Origin of the sequence: Xanthobacter dioxanivorans (assembly GCF_016807805.1) — a bacterium.
GTDB lineage: Bacteria > Pseudomonadota > Alphaproteobacteria > Rhizobiales > Xanthobacteraceae > Xanthobacter > Xanthobacter dioxanivorans.
In genome coordinates, this window is record NZ_CP063362.1 from 5,882,974 (window position 1) to 5,902,551 (window position 19,578).

The window sequence follows — 19,578 nt, forward strand, 5'->3', positions numbered from 1 at the left end:
CTCAGAGGGCGGCCTGCTGGCGCACGACCACCTTGGTGCCCACGGGCACGCGGCCGTACAGGTCGATAATGTCGGTGTTCACCAGCCGGAAGCAGCCCGAGGACACCGCATAGCCGATGGTCTGCGGCTGGTTGGTGCCGTGGATGCGGTAGACGGTGCCGCTGATGTAGAGCGCCCGGGCGCCCATGGGATTGCCGGGGCCGCCGGCCATGAAGCGCGGCAGATAGGGCTGGCGCTGGATCATCTCGGCCGGTGGCGTCCAGTCGGGCCACTCGGCCTTGCGCTCGATGCTCTTGAGGCCCGACCACTGGAAGCCGTCGCGGCCGACGCCGATGCCGTAGCGGATGGCGCGGTTGTCGCCCTGCACAAGATACAGGAAGCGCTCGTTGGTGTGGATGACGATGGTGCCCGGCTTCTCCGTGGTGCGGAAATAGACCGGCTGGCGGCGGAAGGCAGGGTCCATCTGCGCCACGTCGTCCTGGGGTGCTTCCAGGCCCGGCTGGTCGTCGATATCCATCACGGCGCCCGGCGCGCCGCGCGGGCCCATCTGGGCGCTGGCGGCGGAAGCGAAGGCGAACAGGCCGACCTGAAGCAGGGCGGCGAAGGTCAAGGTCTTGAACGTCGTTGGCATCATGCCGGCCTCTTCTTTCGCGTCCCGGGCGGAACAGCCCGCCGGAAGCGGTGATCGAACCGGTCGCCCGCCGCGCGAACAGCCGCGCCACGCCCGATCCGGCTTCCCTCCCCGCGTGACCCGCCCTGCCTTGACTTGCGAAACCGCATTCCGCGGCCCCGCGAAGAACGCCGGCACGGCGAACACTCACGACCCCACACTGGGATTAGCCGAGGCAGCGCGCGAGGAAAAGGGGGAACGCGCCCCGGCCGGGGTGTCATTTTCAGGCCCAGGCGTTGCGGAATGGTATCATGCACGGTCAAACCCGCACGAAACGCACCGCAAGCGGCCCCCATTCCCGTTCTGGACGAGCGGCGCCGGCCTGCCTAAAAGGGCGCCGTGACACGTGAAGACGCCTACCTGCGTGGTCCGCAGGAGTGGGCATAAGGAGTTTCCGCATGATTGCCTTGACCTTCCCCGACGGCGCGCAGCGCGACTATGCCGAGGGGACGTCCGGCGCCGACATCGCCGCCGCCATCTCCAAGTCCCTCGCCAAGAAGGCCGTGGCCGTCACCCTGGATGGCCAGCTCGCGGACCTTGCCGAGCCCATCGGCCGCGACGCGAAGATCGAGATCGTCACCCGCGACGACCCGCGCGCGCTGGAGCTGATCCGCCACGACTGCGCCCACGTGCTGGCCGAGGCGGTGCAGGAGCTGTGGCCGGGCACCCAGGTGACCATCGGCCCGGTGATCGAGAACGGCTTCTATTACGACTTCGCCCGCAACGCCCCGTTCACGCCGGAAGACCTGCCGGTGATCGAGGCGAAGATGCGCGAGATCATCGCCAAGGACCGCCCCTTCACCCGCGAGGTCTGGACCCGCGAGGAGGCCAAGCGCGTCTTCGCCGCCAAGGGCGAGGCCTACAAGGTGGAGCTGGTGGACGCCATCCCCGCGGGCCAGGACCTGAAGATCTACAGGCAGGGCGAATGGTTCGACCTCTGCCGCGGCCCGCACATGCCCTCCACCGGCAAGATCGGCGGCGCCTTCAAGCTGATGAAGGTGGCCGGCGCCTATTGGCGCGGCGATTCGAACAACCCCATGCTCACCCGCATCTACGGCACCGCCTGGCATGACGAGAAGGAGCTTGCCGCCTACCTCCACCGCCTGGAGGAAGCCGAGAAGCGCGACCATCGCCGCCTCGGTCGGGAGATGGACCTCTTCCATTTCCAGGAGGAAGGCCCCGGCACGGTGTTCTGGCACCCGAACGGCTGGACCCTGTTCCAGGAGTTGGTGGCCTACATGCGCCGCCGGCTGAAGGCCGACTACCAGGAGGTGAACGCCCCGCAGGTGCTGGACCATTCCCTGTGGGAGACCTCCGGCCACTGGGGCTGGTACAAGGAGAACATGTTCAAGGTCCAGTCGGCGGGCGACGAGACCAAGGACGAGCGCGTGTTCGCGCTGAAGCCCATGAACTGCCCGGGCCATGTGCAGATCTTCAAGCACGGGCTGAAGAGCTATCGCGACCTGCCGCTGCGCCTCGCCGAGTTCGGCGCGGTGCACCGCTACGAGCCCTCCGGCGCCCTGCACGGGCTGATGCGCGTGCGCGGCTTCACCCAGGACGACGCCCACATCTTCTGCACCGAGGAGCAGATGGCGGCCGAGTGCCTGAAGATCAACGACCTCATCCTCTCCACCTATGCCGACTTCGGCTTCGAGGAGATCGTGGTGAAGCTCTCCACCCGGCCGGACAAGCGCGTCGGCTCGGATGCGGTGTGGGATCACGCCGAGGAGGTGATGACGGCCGTCCTCAAGCAGATCGAGGATGCCTCGGGCGGCAAGATCAAGACCGGCATCCTGCCCGGCGAGGGCGCCTTCTATGGCCCCAAGTTCGAGTACACGCTGAAGGACGCCATCGGCCGCGAATGGCAGTGCGGCACCACCCAGGTGGACTTCAACCTGCCGGAGCGGTTCGGCGCCTTCTATGTGGACGCGGACGGGCAGAAGAAGACGCCGGTGATGATCCACCGCGCCATCTGCGGCTCCATGGAGCGCTTCACCGGCATCCTCATCGAGCACTTCGCCGGGCACTTCCCGCTGTGGCTCGCCCCGGTCCAGATCGTGGTGGCCACCATCACCTCGGATGCGGACGATTATGCCGCCGAGGTGGTGGACAGGCTGAAGGCGGCGGGCCTCAGGGTCGAGCTCGACCTGCGCAACGAGAAGATCAACCTGAAGGTCCGCGAGCACTCGCTGGCCAAGGTTCCGGTGCTTCTCGTGGCGGGCAAGAAGGAAGCGGCCGAGCGCACCCTCTCCATTCGCCGCCTCGGCTCCAACGCCCAGGCCAGCGGCAGCCTCGACGAGGTGGCGGCCGCGCTCGCCGACGAGGCGGTGCCCCCGGACCTGAAGCGCAAGGCCCTCGGTGCCGCCAGCAAGGCGGCGTGAAACAAAAAACGGGGCGCTTCGGCGCCCCGTTCTCGTTCCGGCCGTCTGCGGGCAGGGTCAGGTCAGCTCGCCTCGGCGAGGAGCGAGAGCTGCTGCTGGCCCACCGCGCCGGCGCGGTCGGTGAGCGGGGTGGGATAGTCGCCGGTGAAGCAGTGGTCGGTGAATTGCGGCTTCGCCGGATCGCGCCCCTCATAGCCCATGGCCCGGTAGACGCCGTCCACCGAGAGGAAAGCGAGGCTGTCCGCGCCGATATAGCGGCGCATGCCTTCGAGGTCGTGGGTGGCGGCGAGCAGCTTGTCCCGGTCGGGCGTGTCGATGCCGTAATAATCGGGATGGGTGATGGGCGGGGAGGCGATGCGGAAATGCACCTCCTTGGCGCCGGCGTCGCGCATCATCTGCACGATCTTCACCGAGGTGGTGCCGCGCACCAGGCTGTCGTCCACCAGCACGATGGAGCGGCCTTCCACCACCGAGCGGTTGGCGGAGTGCTTCATGCGCACGCCCTGGTCGCGGATGGACTGGGTGGGCTGGATGAAGGTGCGGCCCACATAGTGGTTGCGGATGATGCCGAGCTCGTAGGGGATGCCCGAGTGCTGGGAGAAGCCGATGGCCGCCGGCACGCCGGAATCCGGCACCGGCACGATGACGTCGGCATTGGCCGGGCTTTCCTGCGCCAGCACCTGCCCCATCTTCTTGCGCACCTGGTAGACGGAGCGTCCGCCGACCACGGAATCGGGCCGGGCGAAATAGATGTACTCGAAGATGCAGGGGCGCGGCGCCATCTCCGGGAAGGGCTTGAACGACTGGATCCCGTCCTCGTCGATGACGACGACCTCGCCGTTCTCCACGTCGCGCACGTAGCGCGCGCCGATGATGTCGAGGGCGCAGGTCTCGGACGCCAGGATCGGCGAGCCGTCCAGCGAGCCCAGCACCAGCGGCCGGATGCCGAGCGGGTCGCGGGCGCCGATCAGCTTCTTGTTGGTGAGGGCGACCAGCGAATAGGCGCCTTCCAGCGCCCGGATGGCGTCGACGAAGCGGTCGATGAAGCGCGGCTTGCGGGAGCGCGCCACGAGGTGAAGGATCACCTCGGTGTCGGTGGTGGACTGGGTGATGGCCCCCTCGCGCACCAATTGCTTGCGCAGGGTCAAACCGTTGGTGAGGTTGCCGTTGTGGCCCACGGCGAAGCCGCCGGCGTCGAGCTCGGCGAACAAGGGCTGCACGTTGCGCAGCAGCGTCTCGCCGGTGGTGGAGTAGCGCACATGGCCCACCGCCATGTCGCCGGGCAGGCGGGCGATGACGCCGGCGTCGGAGAAGGCATCCCCCACGAGGCCGAGGCGCCGCTCGGAATGGAAGCGCCGGCCGTCATAGCTGACGATGCCCGCCGCCTCCTGCCCGCGATGCTGGAGCGCATGCAGACCGATGGCCGTGATCGCCGCGGCTTCCGGATGATTGTAGATGCCGAAGACGCCGCATTCCTCGCGCAAGGTGTCGCCGTCGAGATCGAAATCCCGCGACGCTCCGGCGCCTTGCCCACCCTCGATCTCGAAGCCCATCATGCACCTCCGCCCGGGCGGCCTAGAGGCCGGTGCCGCGCGCGCTTTCGACCAGCTGGTCCAGTCCTTCCCGCCCCAGGCGGCGATACGCGCCAGCGCCGGGACCGGATGACGGGGCCAGTGCGGCCGCGATTGTGGTGCCCCCAGATCCGTACGCGGTCCCCCCGTCGGGGAGGCCGGAGTGGCGGGCGCGTCGCCCTCCTCACCGGAGGGGCGTTTCTTTAGCTGTTCAAGAATGGTGTTTCCAGGGTTATCCGGCAACTGGGCCTTGAGCCAGTCCCCCATATTCGTGAGCGCCGGGAGCGTTTTCGCGTTTGCAACCCACGGCGGGAGCTTCTCCGGCGGCACCAGCCAGTTGAAGAAGAGCAGCGCGATCACCATGAGCAGCAGCCCGCGGGCGATGCCGAACAGGAAGCCCATGGTGCGGTCGAGGGCGCCGATTCGGCTGTCGAGCACCACGTCGGAGACCCGGGCCGTGATGATGGAGGTGATCAGCAGGGTGCCGAGGAAAAGCAGAGCGACAGTTGTGGCAAGTGCCGCGGTGTCCTGCTGGATGTACTGCTTCACGTAAGGCAGGGCCTGCTTATGGAAATAAACGGTCACGCCGGCGGCAATGATCCAGGACATGATGGAGAAGATTTCGCGCAGGAAGCCGCGAACCATCGCAAGCAACCCCGAAATCAGCATGACCGACAGAACAATGATGTCGAGCAGGGTCACAGGCATCGGCGCGTTGATCCGTTCTGGGCGCATCGCGATGCGCTGATGCGCGCGGCCAGCCGCCCCCGGGCACTCGCCCCGGGGACCCGCCGCGCGGCTGATATAGCTTGCACCGCCGTCCGCGTCACCTTCCCCCCTCCTCGCTCCATTGCGCATGTTCCGCGGACCGTGGCACGGCGTCACGGGGCTCGAGGCTCCGCGATTCGCGCATGGCTGGCCGGCGCGGTGCGCGGGCGGCGACGCCGGCCACCAGCTCGGCCAGGGAGGCCACGGGCGTGACCGCCACCGGCGCCTCGATTCCGTCGAGCCCGCCGGCGGGGACCACGGCGCGGGCGAAGCCCAGCTTCGCCGCCTCCTTCAGGCGGGCCGGCGCCTGCGAAACCTGCCGCACCGCGCCGGTGAGGCTCGCCTCGCCGAAATAGACCGCGTCCGCCGGCAGGGGCGCCCCGGTGAGGGAGGAGACGAGGGCCGCCGCCACCGCAAGGTCGGCCGCCGGCTCGCCGATCCTCAGCCCCCCGGCCACGTTGAGATAGACATCATGGCCGCCGAGCCGCACGCCGCAGCGGGCATCGAGCACCGCCAGCACCATGGACAGGCGGTTGGGATCCCAGCCCACCACGGCGCGGCGCGGCGTCCCGAGGGAGGACGGGGCCACCAGCGCCTGGATCTCCACCAGCACCGGCCGCGTGCCTTCCATGCCGGCGAAGACGGCGGTCCCGGGAGCACCGGCGTCACGGTTGGACAGGAACAGCTCGGAGGGGTTCGCCACCTCGGCGAGGCCGCGCCCTGTCATCTCGAACACGCCGATCTCGTCGGTGGGTCCGAAGCGGTTCTTCTGCGCCCGCAGGATGCGGAACTGGTGGCCGCCGTCGCCCTCGAACGAGAACACCGCGTCCACCATGTGCTCCACCACCCGCGGGCCGGCGATCTGCCCGTCCTTGGTGACGTGGCCCACGAGGATGACGCAGGCCCCGGTCTGCTTGGCATAGCGCACCAGGAGCTGGGCGGACGTGCGCACCTGCGTCACCGTGCCGGGGGCGGATTCGACGCTGTCGGACCACATGGTCTGGATGGAATCGATCACGACCATGTGAACGGGCGGGCCGCCTGAAAGGGTGGCGATGATGTTCTCGGCGTTGGTCTCGGCGGCGAGGCCCACCTCCGCCCGGTCGAGGCCGAGCCGCTGGGCGCGCAGGCGCACCTGGTCCACCGCCTCCTCGCCCGAGACATAGACCACCCGTTGCCCGCGCTCCGCCAGCGCGGCCGAGGCCTGCACCAGCAGCGTCGACTTGCCGATGCCCGGGTCGCCGCCGATGAGGAGGACGGAGCCGGGCACGAAACCACCCCCCGCCACCCGGTCGAGCTCGCCGATGCCGCAGATGAGGCGCGGCGCGGGCTTGGCCGTGCCCTGCAGGGTTTCCAGCGCCACCGCCCGCCCCTTCCGGCTGGAGCGCTGGGCCGCCGGCACGCTGGCGGCGACCGCCACTTCCTCCGCGATGGTGTTCCAGCCGCCGCACGCCTCGCACTTGCCCTGCCAGCGCGTGTAGACGGCGCCGCAGGACTGGCAGATGAAGGAATGATCGCGCCGCGCCATGGAGCCTTCCTGAGGTGCCGCCGAGCCGCCCGGCACGATGTGGGAACGAGGGGCCGAATCCGCGGCCGCATGTTTCCCATTACACCACGTTTCGCCTCGCCCCATGGCCCACCCCGCCCGGCTCCGCCCACGGGAGGCCCGGCGTCGGGTTGCAGCGCGTGGATGTGGCGCGCCGCGATGGCAGGCGCCGGGCCCATCTGCTAAGGGGTACCTCAATCTGGAAACACGAAGCGCCCGCGGGCGCCGGGTCGGGGAGGACGTGCGTGTCCGGCGAAAGCGTCACGCGACCGGATCCCGGCATGCCCCCGGTCCCGGCCGGCTCGGCCGAGGAAACCCTCTCCGGCGACTGGGCGCGGGGGGCCTGGGACGAGGCGGCCTTCGCCCGCGAGCAGGCCGCCCTCGGGCGGCTGTGGACCTTTCTCGGCATGGTCGCGGACGTGGCCGAGGACGGCCAATGGTTCCGCACCGTGCTCGGCGGCCGCTCCATCTTCGTGCAGCGCTTCGGGGAGGAGATCCGCGGCTTCGAGAACCGCTGCGCCCACCGCCTGCATCCCCTGCGCACCGGCGATCGCGGGCGTGGCCCGGTGGTCTGCGCCTTCCACCACTGGCGCTACAACAAGGACGGGCTCGCCCTCGGCATCCCGGTCTGCGACGAGGCCTTCGGCACCAGTCCCAAGGCCCTCGACGCACGGCTCGCGCCGGTGGAGCTCGGGGTGTGCGGCGGGCTCCTCTTCGGCCGCTTCCCGTCGCCGGGCCACAGCGAAAGCCTCGCCGATTTCCTCGGCGACACGGCGCCGCTCATGGAAACCCTGTGCCCGGCGCGCGGGCAGGCCCGCCGGATCGGCGGCGAGATCCGGGCCAACTGGAAGTTCCTCACCCATATCGGCCTCGACGACTACCACCTCGTCGCCGTGCACCCGACCACCTTCGGGCGCAACGGCTACCTGAAGGCCGCGGACGTCACCTATGCCCGGTTCGGCCGGCACAGCCTCTACACCACCGAGGCCGGCGACGACCCGGCCGGGCGCATCCTCGCGGCCTGTCGGGCCGGCACCTACCTGCCGCGTGACTACGTGATCCTGAACGTGTTTCCGAGCCTCGGCCTGTCCCAGTTCCACGCCGTCGACCTGTTCGGCCGCGCCCATTACCGCGTGCTGGCCTACCGCTACGCGCCGCTCGCCCCCGGCCTCTCCCGGCTCGACGGCTGGCTCCTGCCGGCCCCGGAGCCGGCGGCCCGGCGCGGCGTGCGCGGCGTCATCGACCGCATCGCCGCGGCCGCGGTGTCCCGCATCGTGCCGTTCCACGTGCGGCGCGTGATGGGCGAGGACAACGCGGTCTGCGAGCGGCTCCAGACCATGGCCCGGCAGATGGACGCGCCGCAGCGCCTGAGCCCGGCCTTCGAGGCGCGGATCGGCTGGTTCGAGGAGGCCTGCGCGGCGGCGCTCCGCGGCGCCTCGGCACCGGCCGGCGCGGAGCCTCAGCCGCCGCCCGATCCCCCGCCCACGTAGCGCCGCGCATAGCGCGTGCCGAGGGAGGCGAGCACCTCGTAGCCGATGGTGCCGGAACGGACGGCGAGGTCGTCCACCGAGATGCCGTCGCCAAGGAACACCGCCGTATCGCCGCGCTGGACCGAGCCTTCCGGCAGGTCGGTGATGTCGAGGGTGGCGAGGTCCATGGAGACCCGACCCACGAGATGGCAGCGCTTGCCGGCGAGGATGGCCTCCACCCCCTTGGCCGCGTCCGAGGAGCCGCCGGCGCGGAACAGCCCGTCCGCATAGCCGATGGAGACGGTGGCGAGCCGGCTCGGCCGCTTCAGGCGCTCGGCGGCACCGTAGCCCACCGTCTCCCCGGCCGGCGCCGTGGACACCTGCACCACCTTCACCTCGAGCCGCACCACGGGGCGCAGCGGCGGCACGCCGGCGATGGCGACGCCGCCATAGAGGAAGATGCCCGGCCGCACCAGGTCGAAGCGGAAATCCCGGCCGAGCAGGGTTCCGGCCGAGTTGGCGAGGGAGGCGGGAACGCCGGGAAAGCGCCGCGCCACGTCAGCGAAAACGAGGCGCTGGCGCGCGGTGAGCACATGGCCCGGCAGGTCGGCGCAGGCGAGATGGCTCATGATCAGGCTCGGCTTGAAGCCGAGCAGGCGGAACGTGCCGGAGAGCTGCACCGCCTCCTCGAGGGACAGGCCGAGCCGGTGCATGCCGGTATCCACATGGATCGCCGCCGGGATGTCGGCCGAGCGGTCGCGGCAGAAATCGCTCCATTCGGAGACTTCCGCCACCGAGCCGAGCACCGGCCGCACCTGCGCCGCGGCGAAGTCCGGGGCGGTGTCGGGCAGGAGGCCGTTGAGGACGTAGATGACCGCGTCCGGCAGCAGCGCGCGCAGGGCCACCGCTTCCTTGAAATGCGCGACGAAGAAGGTCCGGGCCCCGGCGCGCCACAAAGCGGGGGCGACGGGCTCGATGCCGAGGCCGTAGGCATCGGCCTTCACCACGGCGGCGCATTCGGCGGGCGCGGCAAGGGCGGACAGGGTGCGCCAGTTGTCGGCGATGGCGTCGAGATCGATGGTCAGGACCGCGCCCGCCTCGCGCTCCTCGCGGGCGAGGGCCTCGACGCGGACCGGATCGGCCGGCGGGACCGCTAGCGGCGGTCCGGCAGGTGGTCCTCCCGCGCCAGGTTGGAGAAGCGGGTGAACTGGGGCTCGAAATGCACCTTTACCGTCCCCGTCGGACCGTGGCGCTGCTTTCCGATGATGATTTCGGCCGTGTTCTCGGCCGCCTTCATCTCGATCTCCCACTTGAACCACTCCTCTGTGCCCGGTTTCGGCTCCTTGCTCTTCAGATAATATTCCTCCCGGAACACGAACATGACCACGTCGGCGTCCTGCTCGATGGAGCCGGATTCGCGCAGGTCCGACAGTTGCGGCCTCTTGTCGTCCCGCGACTCCACCTGTCGCGAGAGCTGGGACAGGGCCATGATGGGCACTTGCAGCTCCTTCGCCAAGGCTTTTAGGCCGGTGGTGATCTCGGTGATCTCCTGCACGCGCCCCTGGGACGAGCTCTTGGACGTGCCCGACAGCAGCTGGAGATAGTCCACCACCATGAAATCAAGCCCGCGCTGGCGCTTCAGCCGGCGCGCCCGGGCGACGAGCTGGGCGATGGAGAGGCCGCCCGTGTCGTCGATGTAGAGCGGGATGGTCTGCATGGTCTGGGCGGCGGCGGCGAGCTTGGCGAACTCGCTCTCGGAGATGTCGCCGCGGCGGATCTTGTAGGAGGCGATCTCCGCCTGCTCGGCGAGGATACGCGTGGCCAGCTGTTCCGCCGACATTTCGAGGGAGAAGAACCCGACGATGCCGCCGGACAGCGTTTCCAGCGCCCCGTCCGGCCGCTGCTCGCCGCGATAGGCGGCGGCGATGTTGAAGGCGATGTTGGTGGCAAGCGAGGTCTTGCCCATGGCGGGGCGCCCGGCAAGGATGACCAGGTCGGACGGCTGGAGCCCGCCCATCTGGTGGTCGAGGTCGTCGAGCGCGGTGGCGATGCCCGACAGGTGCCCGTCGCGCTGGAAGGCCTTGGAGGCCATGTCCACCGATTCGCGCAGGGCCTCGCCGAACCTGAGGAAGCCGCCGTCGTAGCGGCCCGTCTCGGCGATCTCGTAGAGGCGCTTTTCCGCCTGCTCGATCTGGTTCTGCGGCGTGGCGTCCACCGGGGCGTCATACGCCTCGTTGACGATCTCCTCGCCGATGCGGATGAGCTCGCGCCGCACCGAGAGGTCGTAGATGGTACGGCCGTAGTCCTCGGCATTGATGATGGTGGTGGCCTCGGCGGCGAGGCGGGCGAGGTATTGCGGGCCGGTCAGCCCGGCCACGTCGAGGTCGGCGGGCAGGAACGTCTTGAGCGTGACCGGCGTGGCCAGCTTGCCGGCGCGCACCAGGGCGGACGACAGCTCGTAGATGCGCGCGTGGATGGGCTCGTAGAAATGGGACGGCTCGAGGAAGTCGGAGACGCGATAGAACGCCTCGTTGTTCACCAGGATGGCGCCGAGCAGCGCCTGTTCCGCCTCCACATTGTGCGGGGCCTGACGATAGGACGGGTCGAGGTCGCCCTTGTTGGGGAGGTCGAGCATGGAAGCCGGGATCCGCTGGAGGGTGATTTCCTTACCAAGTTCCGCATCGATCGGCACGAACCATCTGGCCGCGCGGCGTGAGGATAGCGGGAAAAACCCACCGAAGCGTTGAGCCGCCATGGGCCCGCGCCGGTCGCCGGGGCCGCACTTTCCCTTTGCACGCCCCGCAAGGTGAGGTAGAGCCGTTCCCCGGCGGCAGAATGCAGGGGGTGGTTCATGCGGGCGTTTCATGCCGGGTCGATTCGCATCGCCGTGCTGGCGGCGACGGTCGTGTCCCTGTCCTCCGCCGCGCTCGGACAGTCGGATCCCCTGACGCCGCCGCCGGACCTCGGCGCCGCCGGCGTGCCGGTGCCCATCGACGGCACCGCCATCTATGGCCAGGGCACGCCGCCGCCGGAGGGCATGATGGCCATTCCGGTACCGCCCTCCACCTGCAGCGGCCTCTCGTCCGTCGTGCGCACCCAGGGCTTCATCCTGGTCCCCACCGGCGGTGGCAACGCCCAGCGCTACGTCCGCGACGAGCGCTATTGCGCCGAGGGCCAGACCACCAGCCCGGCCTGGCTTCCCACGGCGGACAATCCGCGCTGCTTCGTCGGCTACACCTGCGGCACGGCCAACAATGACGGCGGGAACTAAGGCGCGGCGGCCCGCCGCGCGCCCGCTTTCCCCCTGCTTCTCGTTCCTGGCAGCCGCCCGATGCGCGTGACCCCCGACAGCGTCCTCTTCATCACCATCGACTCGTGCCGCTTCGACACCTTCGTCGCGGCCAACGCACCGGCGATGAAAGCCATCTCGCCCCTCTACCGGGCGCAGGCGCCGGCGCATTTCACCTATGCGTCGCACATGGCCATGTTCGCCGGCTTCACCCCGGGCGTGGCCGAGCTCGAGACACCGTTCCTCAACCCCAAGTTCGCCCGCCTCTTCCGCCTCGACCGCGCCGGCGCGCCGGGGCATGCCCGGCCGGGCTTCTCGGTGAGCGGCGACGACATTGTCTCCGGCTTCCGCAACGCCCGCTACGCCACGGTGGGCACCGCGGCCATGGGCTGGTTCGATCCGAAGACGCCGGTCTCGAAGAAGCTCACCGGCAGCTTCGAGCAGTTTCTCTTCACCGGCGACAAGGGGGTCGCCGCCCAGCTCGCCTTCATCGAGAAGGCGCTGGCCCGGGAGACGCGGCGCAACCTGTTCATCTTCATGAACATCGGCGAGACGCACGTACCTTATTACCACGAAGGCGCGCCGTGGGACCGGGCGGACAATCCCTGCCTGCCCTTCCAGAAGGTCAACCGGGCCGAGACCTGCCGCGAGCGCCAGCGCCTGTGCTGCGAATATGTGGACCGCATGATCGCCCCGCTGCTGGAGCGCTTCGCCGACGCCACCATCGTCGTGTGCGGCGACCACGGCGACTGCTGGGGCGAGGACGGGCTGTGGGAGCACGGCATTTCCCACCCCATGACGCTCACCGTGCCGCTGCTCATCCGCTATCGCGGCCGCCCGGTGGACGAGGCCGCCGCCGGCTGACGCCCGGCTGGCGCGCGCCGCGGCGCCGGACGGGACGGCCCGGCCTATTCCACCTTCTCGTTGGGATAGACGCCGAAGAGCTGCGCCTGCTGCACATAGCCGTCGAAGCCGTCGCCGGAGAGGCGGCAGAACTTGCCGTCGCAGGACTTCACCACGCCGAGCACCTTCGGCTCCAGCTGCGCGACGACGCGGGCCTCGGCATCCGGCCCGGCGCGCAGGGGCACGGTCTCGCCCTTCAGCCACGGCGCCACGAGGGCGGTGCGGCGCAGCGACACCATGGAATGGTAGACCCATCCCTCCGAGCCGTCGGAATCGCGGATCCGCCGCCAGGTGCCGTATTCGGCGGTCACCTCCACCGGCAGGCCGGCGCGGGTGAACACCCAGGACACGTCATGGTCCTTGTTGGGACCGTTGCGCACATTGACGGTATCGGCCTTGAGCGAGACGAAGCGGGGCACCGGCAGGCCGGACGTCCCGTCCTCCGCCGCCCGCGCCGGCGCGGCCGCGCCGCCAGCGAGCACCGATGCCGCCGAAACCGCCAGCGCCAAGGCCGCGGCCACGAGGCTCGGCATCCGGTGAGGTCGCATCTTCGGCATGACGGGAACGTCCTTTCGCATCGCACCTAAATCGGTGGAAAATCCGGCGGCGTCGCGTCGCCCTGGAGCCGGAAGTTCCCCTTGGTGTCTCACCAAAAGGTTAGGAGGGGGTTGTCGGGCCGCCCGGACGGGGCAGGAAGTGCCCCGCCCCGCCGCCGCCGTCAAGGCGCCTTGCGCCTCGCGCCTTGTGTTTCGCCGCCTGTCTGCTAGAGGGGACCGATTGCTGTACAACTGGGGAATGGGGAGTAACGATGGTGCGTCGCAAACCCCTCGTCGTCGTCACCCGCAAGCTGCCCGACTCGGTCGAGACGCGCATGCGTGAGCTGTTCGACGCGAAGCTGAACATCGACGACGTGCCCATGGACCAGGCCGCCCTCGTGGAAGCGGTGAAGACGGCCGACGTGCTGGTGCCCACCGTCACCGACCGGATCGATTCGGCGGTGCTTTCCCAGGCCGGCGAGAACCTGCGGCTCATCGCCTCCTTCTCCAACGGCGTCGACCATATCGACGTGTCGAGCGCGCTCAACCGCGGCATCACCGTCACCAACACTCCCGGCGTCCTCACCGAGGACACCGCGGACATGACCATGGCCCTCATCCTCGCCGTGCCGCGCCGCCTCGCCGAGGGCGCGCAGGTGATGATCGCCGACAAGGAAGAATGGCCCGGCTGGTCGCCCACCTGGATGCTCGGCCGGCGGATCTGGGGCAAGCGCCTCGGCATCATCGGCATGGGCCGCATCGGCCAGGCGGTGGCGCGCCGCGCCAAGGCCTTCGGCCTGCAGATCCACTATCACAACCGCCGCCGCCTCGCCCCCGGCATCGAGGAGATGCTGGACGCCACCTACTGGGACAGCCTCGACCAGATGCTGGCGCGCATGGACATCGTGTCGGTCAATTGCCCGCACACGCCGGCCACCTACCATTTGCTCTCCGCCCGCCGCCTCAAGCTGCTCAAGCCCGACGCCTACGTGGTGAACACCGCCCGCGGCGAGGTGATCGACGAGAACGCCCTCACCCGCCAGCTGGAAGCCGGCGAGATCGCCGGCGCCGGCCTCGACGTGTTCGAGCACGAGCCGGCGGTGAACCCCAAGCTCATCCGCCTCGCCCGGCAGGGCAAGGTGGTGCTGCTGCCGCACCTGGGCTCGGCGACGCTGGAAGGCCGCGTCGACATGGGCGAGAAGGTGATCGTCAACATCAAGACCTTCATGGACGGCCACCGTCCCCCGGACCGCGTCCTGCCCGCCATGCTGTGAGGCAACAGCCTGCGCCGCAGTTTGGCGCAGGCCCGCATGCGAGGGGATCGACCGCGCATCACGCCGCGAACATGACGCCGCGAAGGCGCACGCACCGTTTCTCCCCCTGGGGTCGGTGTCGCGCCACGTGCCAGCCGGGCCGCGACGCTTACGCCGCCGCGCCCCTGCGATGGGCGGACAGATCAGTGATGCGCGTGCCCTCCCCCGTCAGCGGGTTCTCCGGGTCCCAGCCGTAGCTGAGCGTCTCGAAGCGCATGGAGCGCGCGTCGATCATCAGCAGCCGGCCCACCAGCCCCTCACCGAAATCGACGATGGCGCGGATCGCCTCCAGCGCGGCCAGCGCGCCGGCCAGCCCCGCCAGCGCGCCGAGCACGCCCGCCTCGGCGCAGGCCGGCACGGTGCCGGCGGGCGGCGGCTCGGGAAAGAGGCACCGATAGGTGGGGTTGGGGGTCCCGTCCGGCCCGGTCTCGTGGGCGCGGATGGTGGTGATGGTGGCATCGAAGGCGCCGAGGGCCGCCGTCACCAGCGGCTTGCGCGCCAGCACGCAGGCATCGGACACCAGATAGCGCGTCGAGAAATTGTCCGAGCCGTCCACCACCACGTCCGCCTGGGCGATGAGATCGAGGGCATTGCCCGCGTCGAGCCGCACCGCGTGGGTGATCAGCTCCACGTGCGGGTTGAGGGCGTGGACGGCGTCGCGCGCGCTCTCGGTCTTGGGCCGCCCCACATCCTGGGTGCGATGGATCACCTGCCGCTGGAGGTTGGAGAGGGAGACCACGTCGTCCTCGACGAGGATCAGCCGCCCCACCCCCGCCGCGGCGAGATAGAGCAGCACCGGGGCGCCCAGCCCGCCGGCGCCCACCACCAGGACGGTCGCCGCCTTGAGCTTCTGCTGGCCGGGCCCGCCCACGTCATGCAGCACGATGTGGCGGGCGTAGCGTTCGATTTCTTCGGGTGAGAAGGCCATGGACGAATCCATAATGCCGCGCGCGGCCGGCGTCACCCTCCGGCTGGCGCGCCACCTCAATTGGCCGTGAGGCGCGCCAGCAGCGGCAGCAGCGTGTTCGCCACCGCGTCGGGGGTCAGCGGGCCCACGAACTTGTGCATGATGGTGCCGTCCTTCGACAGAAGGAAAGTCTCGGGCACGCCATAGACGCCCCACTCGATGGCGGCGCGGCCCTTCGGGTCCACCCCCACCGCCTGGTAGGGCAGGCCATACTGGCCGAGGAAGCGGCGGGCGTTCTCCGGCGCATCCTTGTAGTTGATGCCCACCAGGTTGATGCGACCATCCTTGGCCAGCTGCATGAGGAGGGGATGCTCCTCGCGGCAGGGCCCGCACCAGGAGGCCCAGACGTTGACCAGGGTCGGCTTGCCGGCCAGCGCGGCGATGTCGATGCCGGGCACGGAGGTGCCGTCCGCCCGCTTCAGCCCGTCCAGCGCCGGCAAGGCGACCACCGGGGCCGGCCGGCCGACGAGGGCCGAGGGAATGCGCGAGGGATCACCGCCGGTTTCGAGGCGCGAGAAGAACAGGCCGGCGAGGGCCAGGAACAGGACCAGCGGCAGCGCCACCAGCCACAGCCGCCGCCGCGGGCGCTCCGGCGGGGCCGAAGCCTGAGCTCCGGTTTCCGCCGCGGGCCCCCCCTCGGCGCCGGGCTGCGGCGCGGAGCCGCCCTGCGGGCTCATGCCTCCCCTCCCCCGACGCTGGTCGGGCGCCGGCCGATGCCTCGCGCCTCGAGCTCCGTGAGGGCCCGGCGCTGCTGCGCGTAATCAGCCAGCAGCCAGGCGGCGAGGCCGCCGAGGCCGAGGAGCGCGATGCCGTAGGAAGCGGAGATGTAAAGGAAATGAGTCATGGGCGCGCCCGCGCTTCAGGCCGTCGCCTCGGCCGCCGCCCGGGCCTCGAGGGCCTGGACGCGCCGACGCAGGATCTCTGTTCGCATGCCCAGCATGTGCAGCGCCACGAAAAGAAGCGTGAAGCCGATGGCGCAGACGAGCAGCGGCCAGAGCAGGCTGGCGTCGATGGACGACCCGCCCATGCGGAACACGGAGGCCGGCTGGTGCAGGGTGTTCCACCAGTCCACCGAAAACTTCACGATGGGCACGTTGATGAAGCCCACCAGCGTGAGCACCGCCGCGGCGCGGCCGGCGCGGTTCGGCTCCTCGATGGCGGCGCGCAGCGCCATGAGGCCGAGATAGAGCAGCAGCAGCACCAGCATGGAGGTGAGCCGCGCATCCCACACCCAGTAGGTGCCCCACATGGGCCGGCCCCACAGGGCGCCGGTGACGAGGCACAGGGCCGTGAAGGTGGCGCCCACGGGCGCGGCGGCCTTGTGGGCCACGTCGGCGAGGGGGTGGCGCCAGACCAGGATGCCGATGGAGGAGGCGGCCATCAGGGTGTAGCCGAACAGGCCGAGCCAGGCGAAGGGCACGTGGATGTACATGATCCGCACCGTCTCGCCCTGCTGGTAATCGGCAGGAGCGCGAAAGGCGAGGTAGAAGCCGATGGCGAGCGTCACCGCCGCCGCAGCCGCGATCCACGGCAGGAGCCGCGCGGAGAAGCGGAGGAAGCGCACCGGGTTGGCAAGGTCGATGATGGCCATGGAGGCGTTCTAGTGCGGCGGGGCGCCGGAGGGAAGCGCCCTCCCCCTCGGCTACCTCTGCGGTATCTGTGTCGCAGGGCTCCCGGGGCCTACGCGGCCCGGAAAAGCGGCGCCCGCTGCGGCGCAGCGAAGCCGGCTTGACTTACACTATATCTCATTGAATATAGCTTAACCCGGTTCGGCGTCGGAGATGCGCGATGGAACGGGACGACATCATCGGGCAGGATCTTCTCTCCTTCGACGTGGCGGTGGACGGCAGCCGCTTCCGCATGATCTTCAGCCGCGTGGACGGCACGGCCACGGCGCTCAGCCTTCCGGCCGGCTGCCTGCAGGCGCTGGTGATGACCCTGCCCAAGATGATGACCGAGGTGCTGCGCGCCCGGCACAAGGACGAGACGCTGCGCCTCGTCTATCCCGCCCACATGGTGCGGGTCGAGCAGGCCTCGGACCCCTCGACCCTGATCCTTACCCTGGCCACGCCCGACGGCTTCGAAGTGTCCTTCGCCCTGGGCGGAAGCCACCTGCGGACGCTGGCCGCGGCGCAGGCCCGCCTCGGGCAGGGGTCCGGCCCGGCCGGCGCCTGCTTCAACTGATCCCCTTTCGAGCTCTCGTCTGGCATCTCGAACCGGAGGCACCGGGAGCCCACAAGGCCCCCGGTGCCATTTCAGTGCCGCGCATCGCCACCGCGCCGGCCCGCCGCGGGATTGATGACGACAAGGCGCGGAACGATTTGCTAGACTGGTTCGAATACAGGAGCATCAGCCTGCGCTGCCGCGGCGTGCCGGGAGGCCTGACGAACCAGTGAGCCCGGCAAGCAGGACGGCCCGCGCCGGGGCCGGGCCGGAGCGGCCTGGGGAATGCGAGTTGTCCCGATGGCGTCTCTGAGCGTGAGAATCGACCTGGGCGCCGGCAACCGGATCGGACCCGGCAAGATCGAGTTGCTCGAAAAGATCGACTCGTCCGGTTCCATTTCCGCCGCCGGGCGCGCCATGAACATGTCCTACCGCCGGGCCTGGGAACTGGTGGAGGAGATGAACGGGCTGTTCAACGCTCCCCTCGTCTCCGCCCGCACCGGCGGGCGGCAGGGCGGCGGCACGGCGCTCACGCCGCTGGGCCATGCCGTGGTGGCCAATTATCGGGCCATCGAGCAGACCGCCGGAGAAGCCGTGCGCCTGCAGATTTCCGAGCTGGAAGCCGAGCTCACCCCCGCCGCCTCGGCCGCGCAATAGGCTCAGGCCCGCGCCGCCCGCAGCGCCGCTGCCGCCGCCACCGGGCCGAGCACCAGCGCGAACAAGGCAAGGCCCGCCAGCACGCGGAAGGGCGTGCCGAAGGGCACCGGCCCGGTCACCGCCGCCTGCGTCGCCGAGACGGCGAAGATCAGTACCGGGATGGCCAGCGGGATGACCAGCACCGCGATCAGCAGCCCGCCCCGCCGGAAGGCGCCGGCGAAGGCCGCGCCGATGAGGCCGAGGAAGGTGACAGCCGGGGTCCCCACCAGCAGCGTGAGCACCACGGCGCCGATGGCGGCAGGCTCCAGATTCAGCATCAGTGCGAGGACCGGCGCGGCGATCACCAGCGGCAGGCCGGTGGCGAGCCAGTGGGCGAGGCCCTTGGCGGCGGCGGTGAGTTCCAGGGGCAGGACCGAAAGGGTCAGCGCGTCGAGCGAGCCGTCCTCCGCATCGGCGGCGAACAGGCGTTCCAGCCCGATGAGGCTCGCCAGCAGGGCGCCGATCCACAGGATGGCGGGCCCGATGCGGGCGAGCAGCACGAGGTCCGGCCCCACCGCGAACGGCATCACGGTGACCACGCTCAGGAAGAAGACGACGCCGAGCCCGGCCCCGGAGCCGAGGGACAAGGCGAGGTCGCGCCGCACGATGGCGAGGAACGCCGGGATCATGCGCCCGCGCCTCCGAGCCTGAGCTCGTCGGTCTCGCCGAGGTCGAGGGGCGCATGGGTGGCGGCGATCAGGATGCCGCCTTGCGCGAGGTGCGCCCGGCCGAAGGCGGCAAAACGCGCCTGCGCCCTCGCGTCGAGGGCCGTGGTCGGCTCGTCCAGCACCCAGACCGGCCGGCGGGAAGCCAGGAGCCGGGCGATGGCGAGGCGCCGCTTCTGCCCGGCGGAGAGCACCTGCGCGCGCAGCCGGCCGAGGCCGCCGAGGCCCACCTCCTCCAGCGCCTCCTCCACGCCCAGGCCCGTGGGTCCGAGCACGGTACGCCAGAATGCGAGGTTGGCCGACACGGTGAGCGCCCCCTTCACCGCATCCTCGTGGCCGAGATAATGGATGTGTTCACCCGCCGACGCCTCCGCGCCGCCGTCCCCGTCGAGGCGCACCTGACCTTCCGTCGCGCCGAGCAGGCCGGAGAGAATGCGCAGGAGCGAGGACTTGCCGGCCCCGTTCGGCCCCACCACCAGCAGCGCGCGGCCGGCCCGGGCGGTCACGTCCAGCTGCTCGAACAGGAGTTTGAACCCCCTTCGGCAGGCCAGCTTTTCCCCCACCAGAGCCGCCACCGCCATTGCCCCGCGCCCCCTGCTTATGGTGCATTGCACATTCAATGCTGTTATCGCATGACCGCG

Annotated in this window: 19 protein-coding genes and 1 pseudogene; 7 read left to right on the forward strand and 13 right to left on the reverse strand. The window is 70.1% G+C overall.

Features of this window, described 5'->3' with window-relative positions; translation table 11 throughout:
* Position 1: 1 nt before the first annotated feature.
* A complete protein-coding gene (locus EZH22_RS27395) occupies positions 2-634 on the reverse strand; it encodes a L,D-transpeptidase (RefSeq protein WP_203193503.1) in 633 nt (210 codons plus the stop codon).
* Between the two features lie 434 nt (positions 635-1,068).
* Between EZH22_RS27395 and thrS the strand changes: the two genes are divergently transcribed.
* The gene (gene thrS, locus EZH22_RS27400; protein WP_203193504.1) at positions 1,069-3,051 is read left to right on the forward strand and encodes a threonine--tRNA ligase; all 1,983 of its coding nucleotides are present in this window, start codon (positions 1,069-1,071) and stop codon (positions 3,049-3,051) included.
* Positions 3,052-3,113: 62 nt separating this feature from the next.
* On the opposite strand, the gene purF is transcribed toward thrS, so the two are convergent.
* From purF to radA, 3 genes and pseudogenes are all read right to left on the reverse strand, one after another.
* Positions 3,114-4,607, reverse strand: a complete 1,494-nt coding sequence (gene purF / locus EZH22_RS27405) for an amidophosphoribosyltransferase (protein WP_408647750.1) — start codon at positions 4,605-4,607, stop codon at positions 3,114-3,116.
* A 339-nt stretch (positions 4,608-4,946) separates the two neighbouring features.
* A pseudogene (locus EZH22_RS32695) lies at positions 4,947-5,480 on the reverse strand (CvpA family protein); the annotation flags it as partial.
* A complete protein-coding gene (gene radA / locus EZH22_RS27410; protein WP_203193506.1) occupies positions 5,449-6,918 on the reverse strand; it encodes a DNA repair protein RadA in 1,470 nt (489 codons plus the stop codon). The gene radA and the pseudogene EZH22_RS32695, both read right to left, overlap by 32 nt.
* A gap of 299 nt (positions 6,919-7,217) precedes the next feature.
* On the opposite strand from radA, the gene EZH22_RS27415 reads away from it, so the two are divergent.
* Positions 7,218-8,426 carry a Rieske 2Fe-2S domain-containing protein gene (locus EZH22_RS27415; RefSeq protein ID WP_203193507.1) on the forward strand — a complete coding sequence of 403 codons (1,209 nt, stop codon included), beginning with the start codon at positions 7,218-7,220 and terminating at the stop codon, positions 8,424-8,426.
* Here EZH22_RS27415 and alr read toward each other — a convergent pair.
* Together alr and EZH22_RS27425 are read right to left on the reverse strand one after the other, a co-directional pair.
* Entirely contained in the window at positions 8,396-9,490 is a 1,095-nt protein-coding gene (gene alr / locus EZH22_RS27420) for an alanine racemase (RefSeq protein WP_203196801.1), read from the reverse strand. The genes EZH22_RS27415 and alr overlap by 31 nt on opposite strands.
* A 68-nt stretch (positions 9,491-9,558) precedes the next feature.
* Positions 9,559-11,040, reverse strand: a complete 1,482-nt coding sequence (locus tag EZH22_RS27425) for a replicative DNA helicase (RefSeq protein WP_203196802.1) — start codon at positions 11,038-11,040, stop codon at positions 9,559-9,561.
* Positions 11,041-11,256: 216 nt separating this feature from the next.
* On the opposite strand from EZH22_RS27425, the gene EZH22_RS27430 reads away from it, so the two are divergent.
* Together EZH22_RS27430 and EZH22_RS27435 are read left to right on the forward strand one after the other, a co-directional pair.
* Positions 11,257-11,676, forward strand: a complete 420-nt coding sequence (locus EZH22_RS27430; RefSeq protein WP_203193508.1) for a hypothetical protein — start codon at positions 11,257-11,259, stop codon at positions 11,674-11,676.
* Between the two features lie 60 nt (positions 11,677-11,736).
* On the forward strand, positions 11,737-12,558 hold the full coding sequence (locus EZH22_RS27435; RefSeq protein WP_203193509.1) for an alkaline phosphatase family protein: 822 nt from the start codon (positions 11,737-11,739) through the stop codon (positions 12,556-12,558).
* A 44-nt stretch (positions 12,559-12,602) separates the two neighbouring features.
* Here the strand turns inward: EZH22_RS27435 and EZH22_RS27440 are convergent, their stop codons facing one another.
* The gene (locus EZH22_RS27440; RefSeq protein WP_203193510.1) at positions 12,603-13,154 is read right to left on the reverse strand and encodes an SH3 domain-containing protein; all 552 of its coding nucleotides are present in this window, start codon (positions 13,152-13,154) and stop codon (positions 12,603-12,605) included.
* Between the two features lie 251 nt (positions 13,155-13,405).
* Here EZH22_RS27440 and EZH22_RS27445 point away from each other — a divergent pair, with 251 nt between their 5' ends.
* Complete coding sequence (locus EZH22_RS27445; protein WP_203193511.1) at positions 13,406-14,407, forward strand: 2-hydroxyacid dehydrogenase; 1,002 nt, start codon at positions 13,406-13,408, stop codon at positions 14,405-14,407.
* A gap of 148 nt (positions 14,408-14,555) precedes the next feature.
* Here EZH22_RS27445 and EZH22_RS27450 read toward each other — a convergent pair whose 3' ends face one another.
* Genes EZH22_RS27450 through EZH22_RS27465 form a run of 4 tightly spaced genes read right to left on the reverse strand, consistent with a single transcriptional unit; the run spans position 14,556 to position 17,004 of the window.
* Complete coding sequence (locus EZH22_RS27450; RefSeq protein ID WP_203193512.1) at positions 14,556-15,374, reverse strand: HesA/MoeB/ThiF family protein; 819 nt, start codon at positions 15,372-15,374, stop codon at positions 14,556-14,558.
* A 56-nt stretch (positions 15,375-15,430) separates the two neighbouring features.
* On the reverse strand, positions 15,431-16,090 hold the full coding sequence (locus EZH22_RS27455) for a DsbE family thiol:disulfide interchange protein (RefSeq protein WP_203193513.1): 660 nt from the start codon (positions 16,088-16,090) through the stop codon (positions 15,431-15,433).
* Positions 16,087-16,257 (reverse strand): heme exporter protein CcmD, encoded by a 171-nt coding sequence (ccmD, locus tag EZH22_RS27460; protein WP_203193514.1) that lies wholly within the window; start codon positions 16,255-16,257, stop codon positions 16,087-16,089. The genes EZH22_RS27455 and ccmD overlap by 4 nt, the downstream gene beginning before the upstream one ends.
* Before the next feature lie 15 nt (positions 16,258-16,272).
* Positions 16,273-17,004: a heme ABC transporter permease gene (locus EZH22_RS27465; protein ID WP_203193515.1), complete on the reverse strand. Its 732-nt coding sequence runs from the start codon at positions 17,002-17,004 to the stop codon at positions 16,273-16,275.
* 197 nt (positions 17,005-17,201) lie between these two features.
* On the opposite strand from EZH22_RS27465, the gene EZH22_RS27470 reads away from it, so the two are divergent.
* The gene (locus EZH22_RS27470) at positions 17,202-17,597 is read left to right on the forward strand and encodes a hypothetical protein (protein ID WP_203193516.1); all 396 of its coding nucleotides are present in this window, start codon (positions 17,202-17,204) and stop codon (positions 17,595-17,597) included.
* Positions 17,598-17,876: 279 nt separating this feature from the next.
* Complete coding sequence (locus EZH22_RS27475) at positions 17,877-18,233, forward strand: winged helix-turn-helix domain-containing protein (RefSeq protein WP_203193517.1); 357 nt, start codon at positions 17,877-17,879, stop codon at positions 18,231-18,233.
* Between the two features lie 2 nt (positions 18,234-18,235).
* Here EZH22_RS27475 and ccmB read toward each other — a convergent pair whose 3' ends face one another.
* Positions 18,236-18,901: a heme exporter protein CcmB gene (gene ccmB / locus EZH22_RS27480; protein WP_408647652.1), complete on the reverse strand. Its 666-nt coding sequence runs from the start codon at positions 18,899-18,901 to the stop codon at positions 18,236-18,238.
* On the reverse strand, positions 18,898-19,518 hold the full coding sequence (ccmA, locus tag EZH22_RS27485; protein WP_203193518.1) for a heme ABC exporter ATP-binding protein CcmA: 621 nt from the start codon (positions 19,516-19,518) through the stop codon (positions 18,898-18,900). Before ccmA ends, ccmB begins: the two co-directional genes overlap by 4 nt.
* Positions 19,519-19,578: the final 60 nt, after the last annotated feature.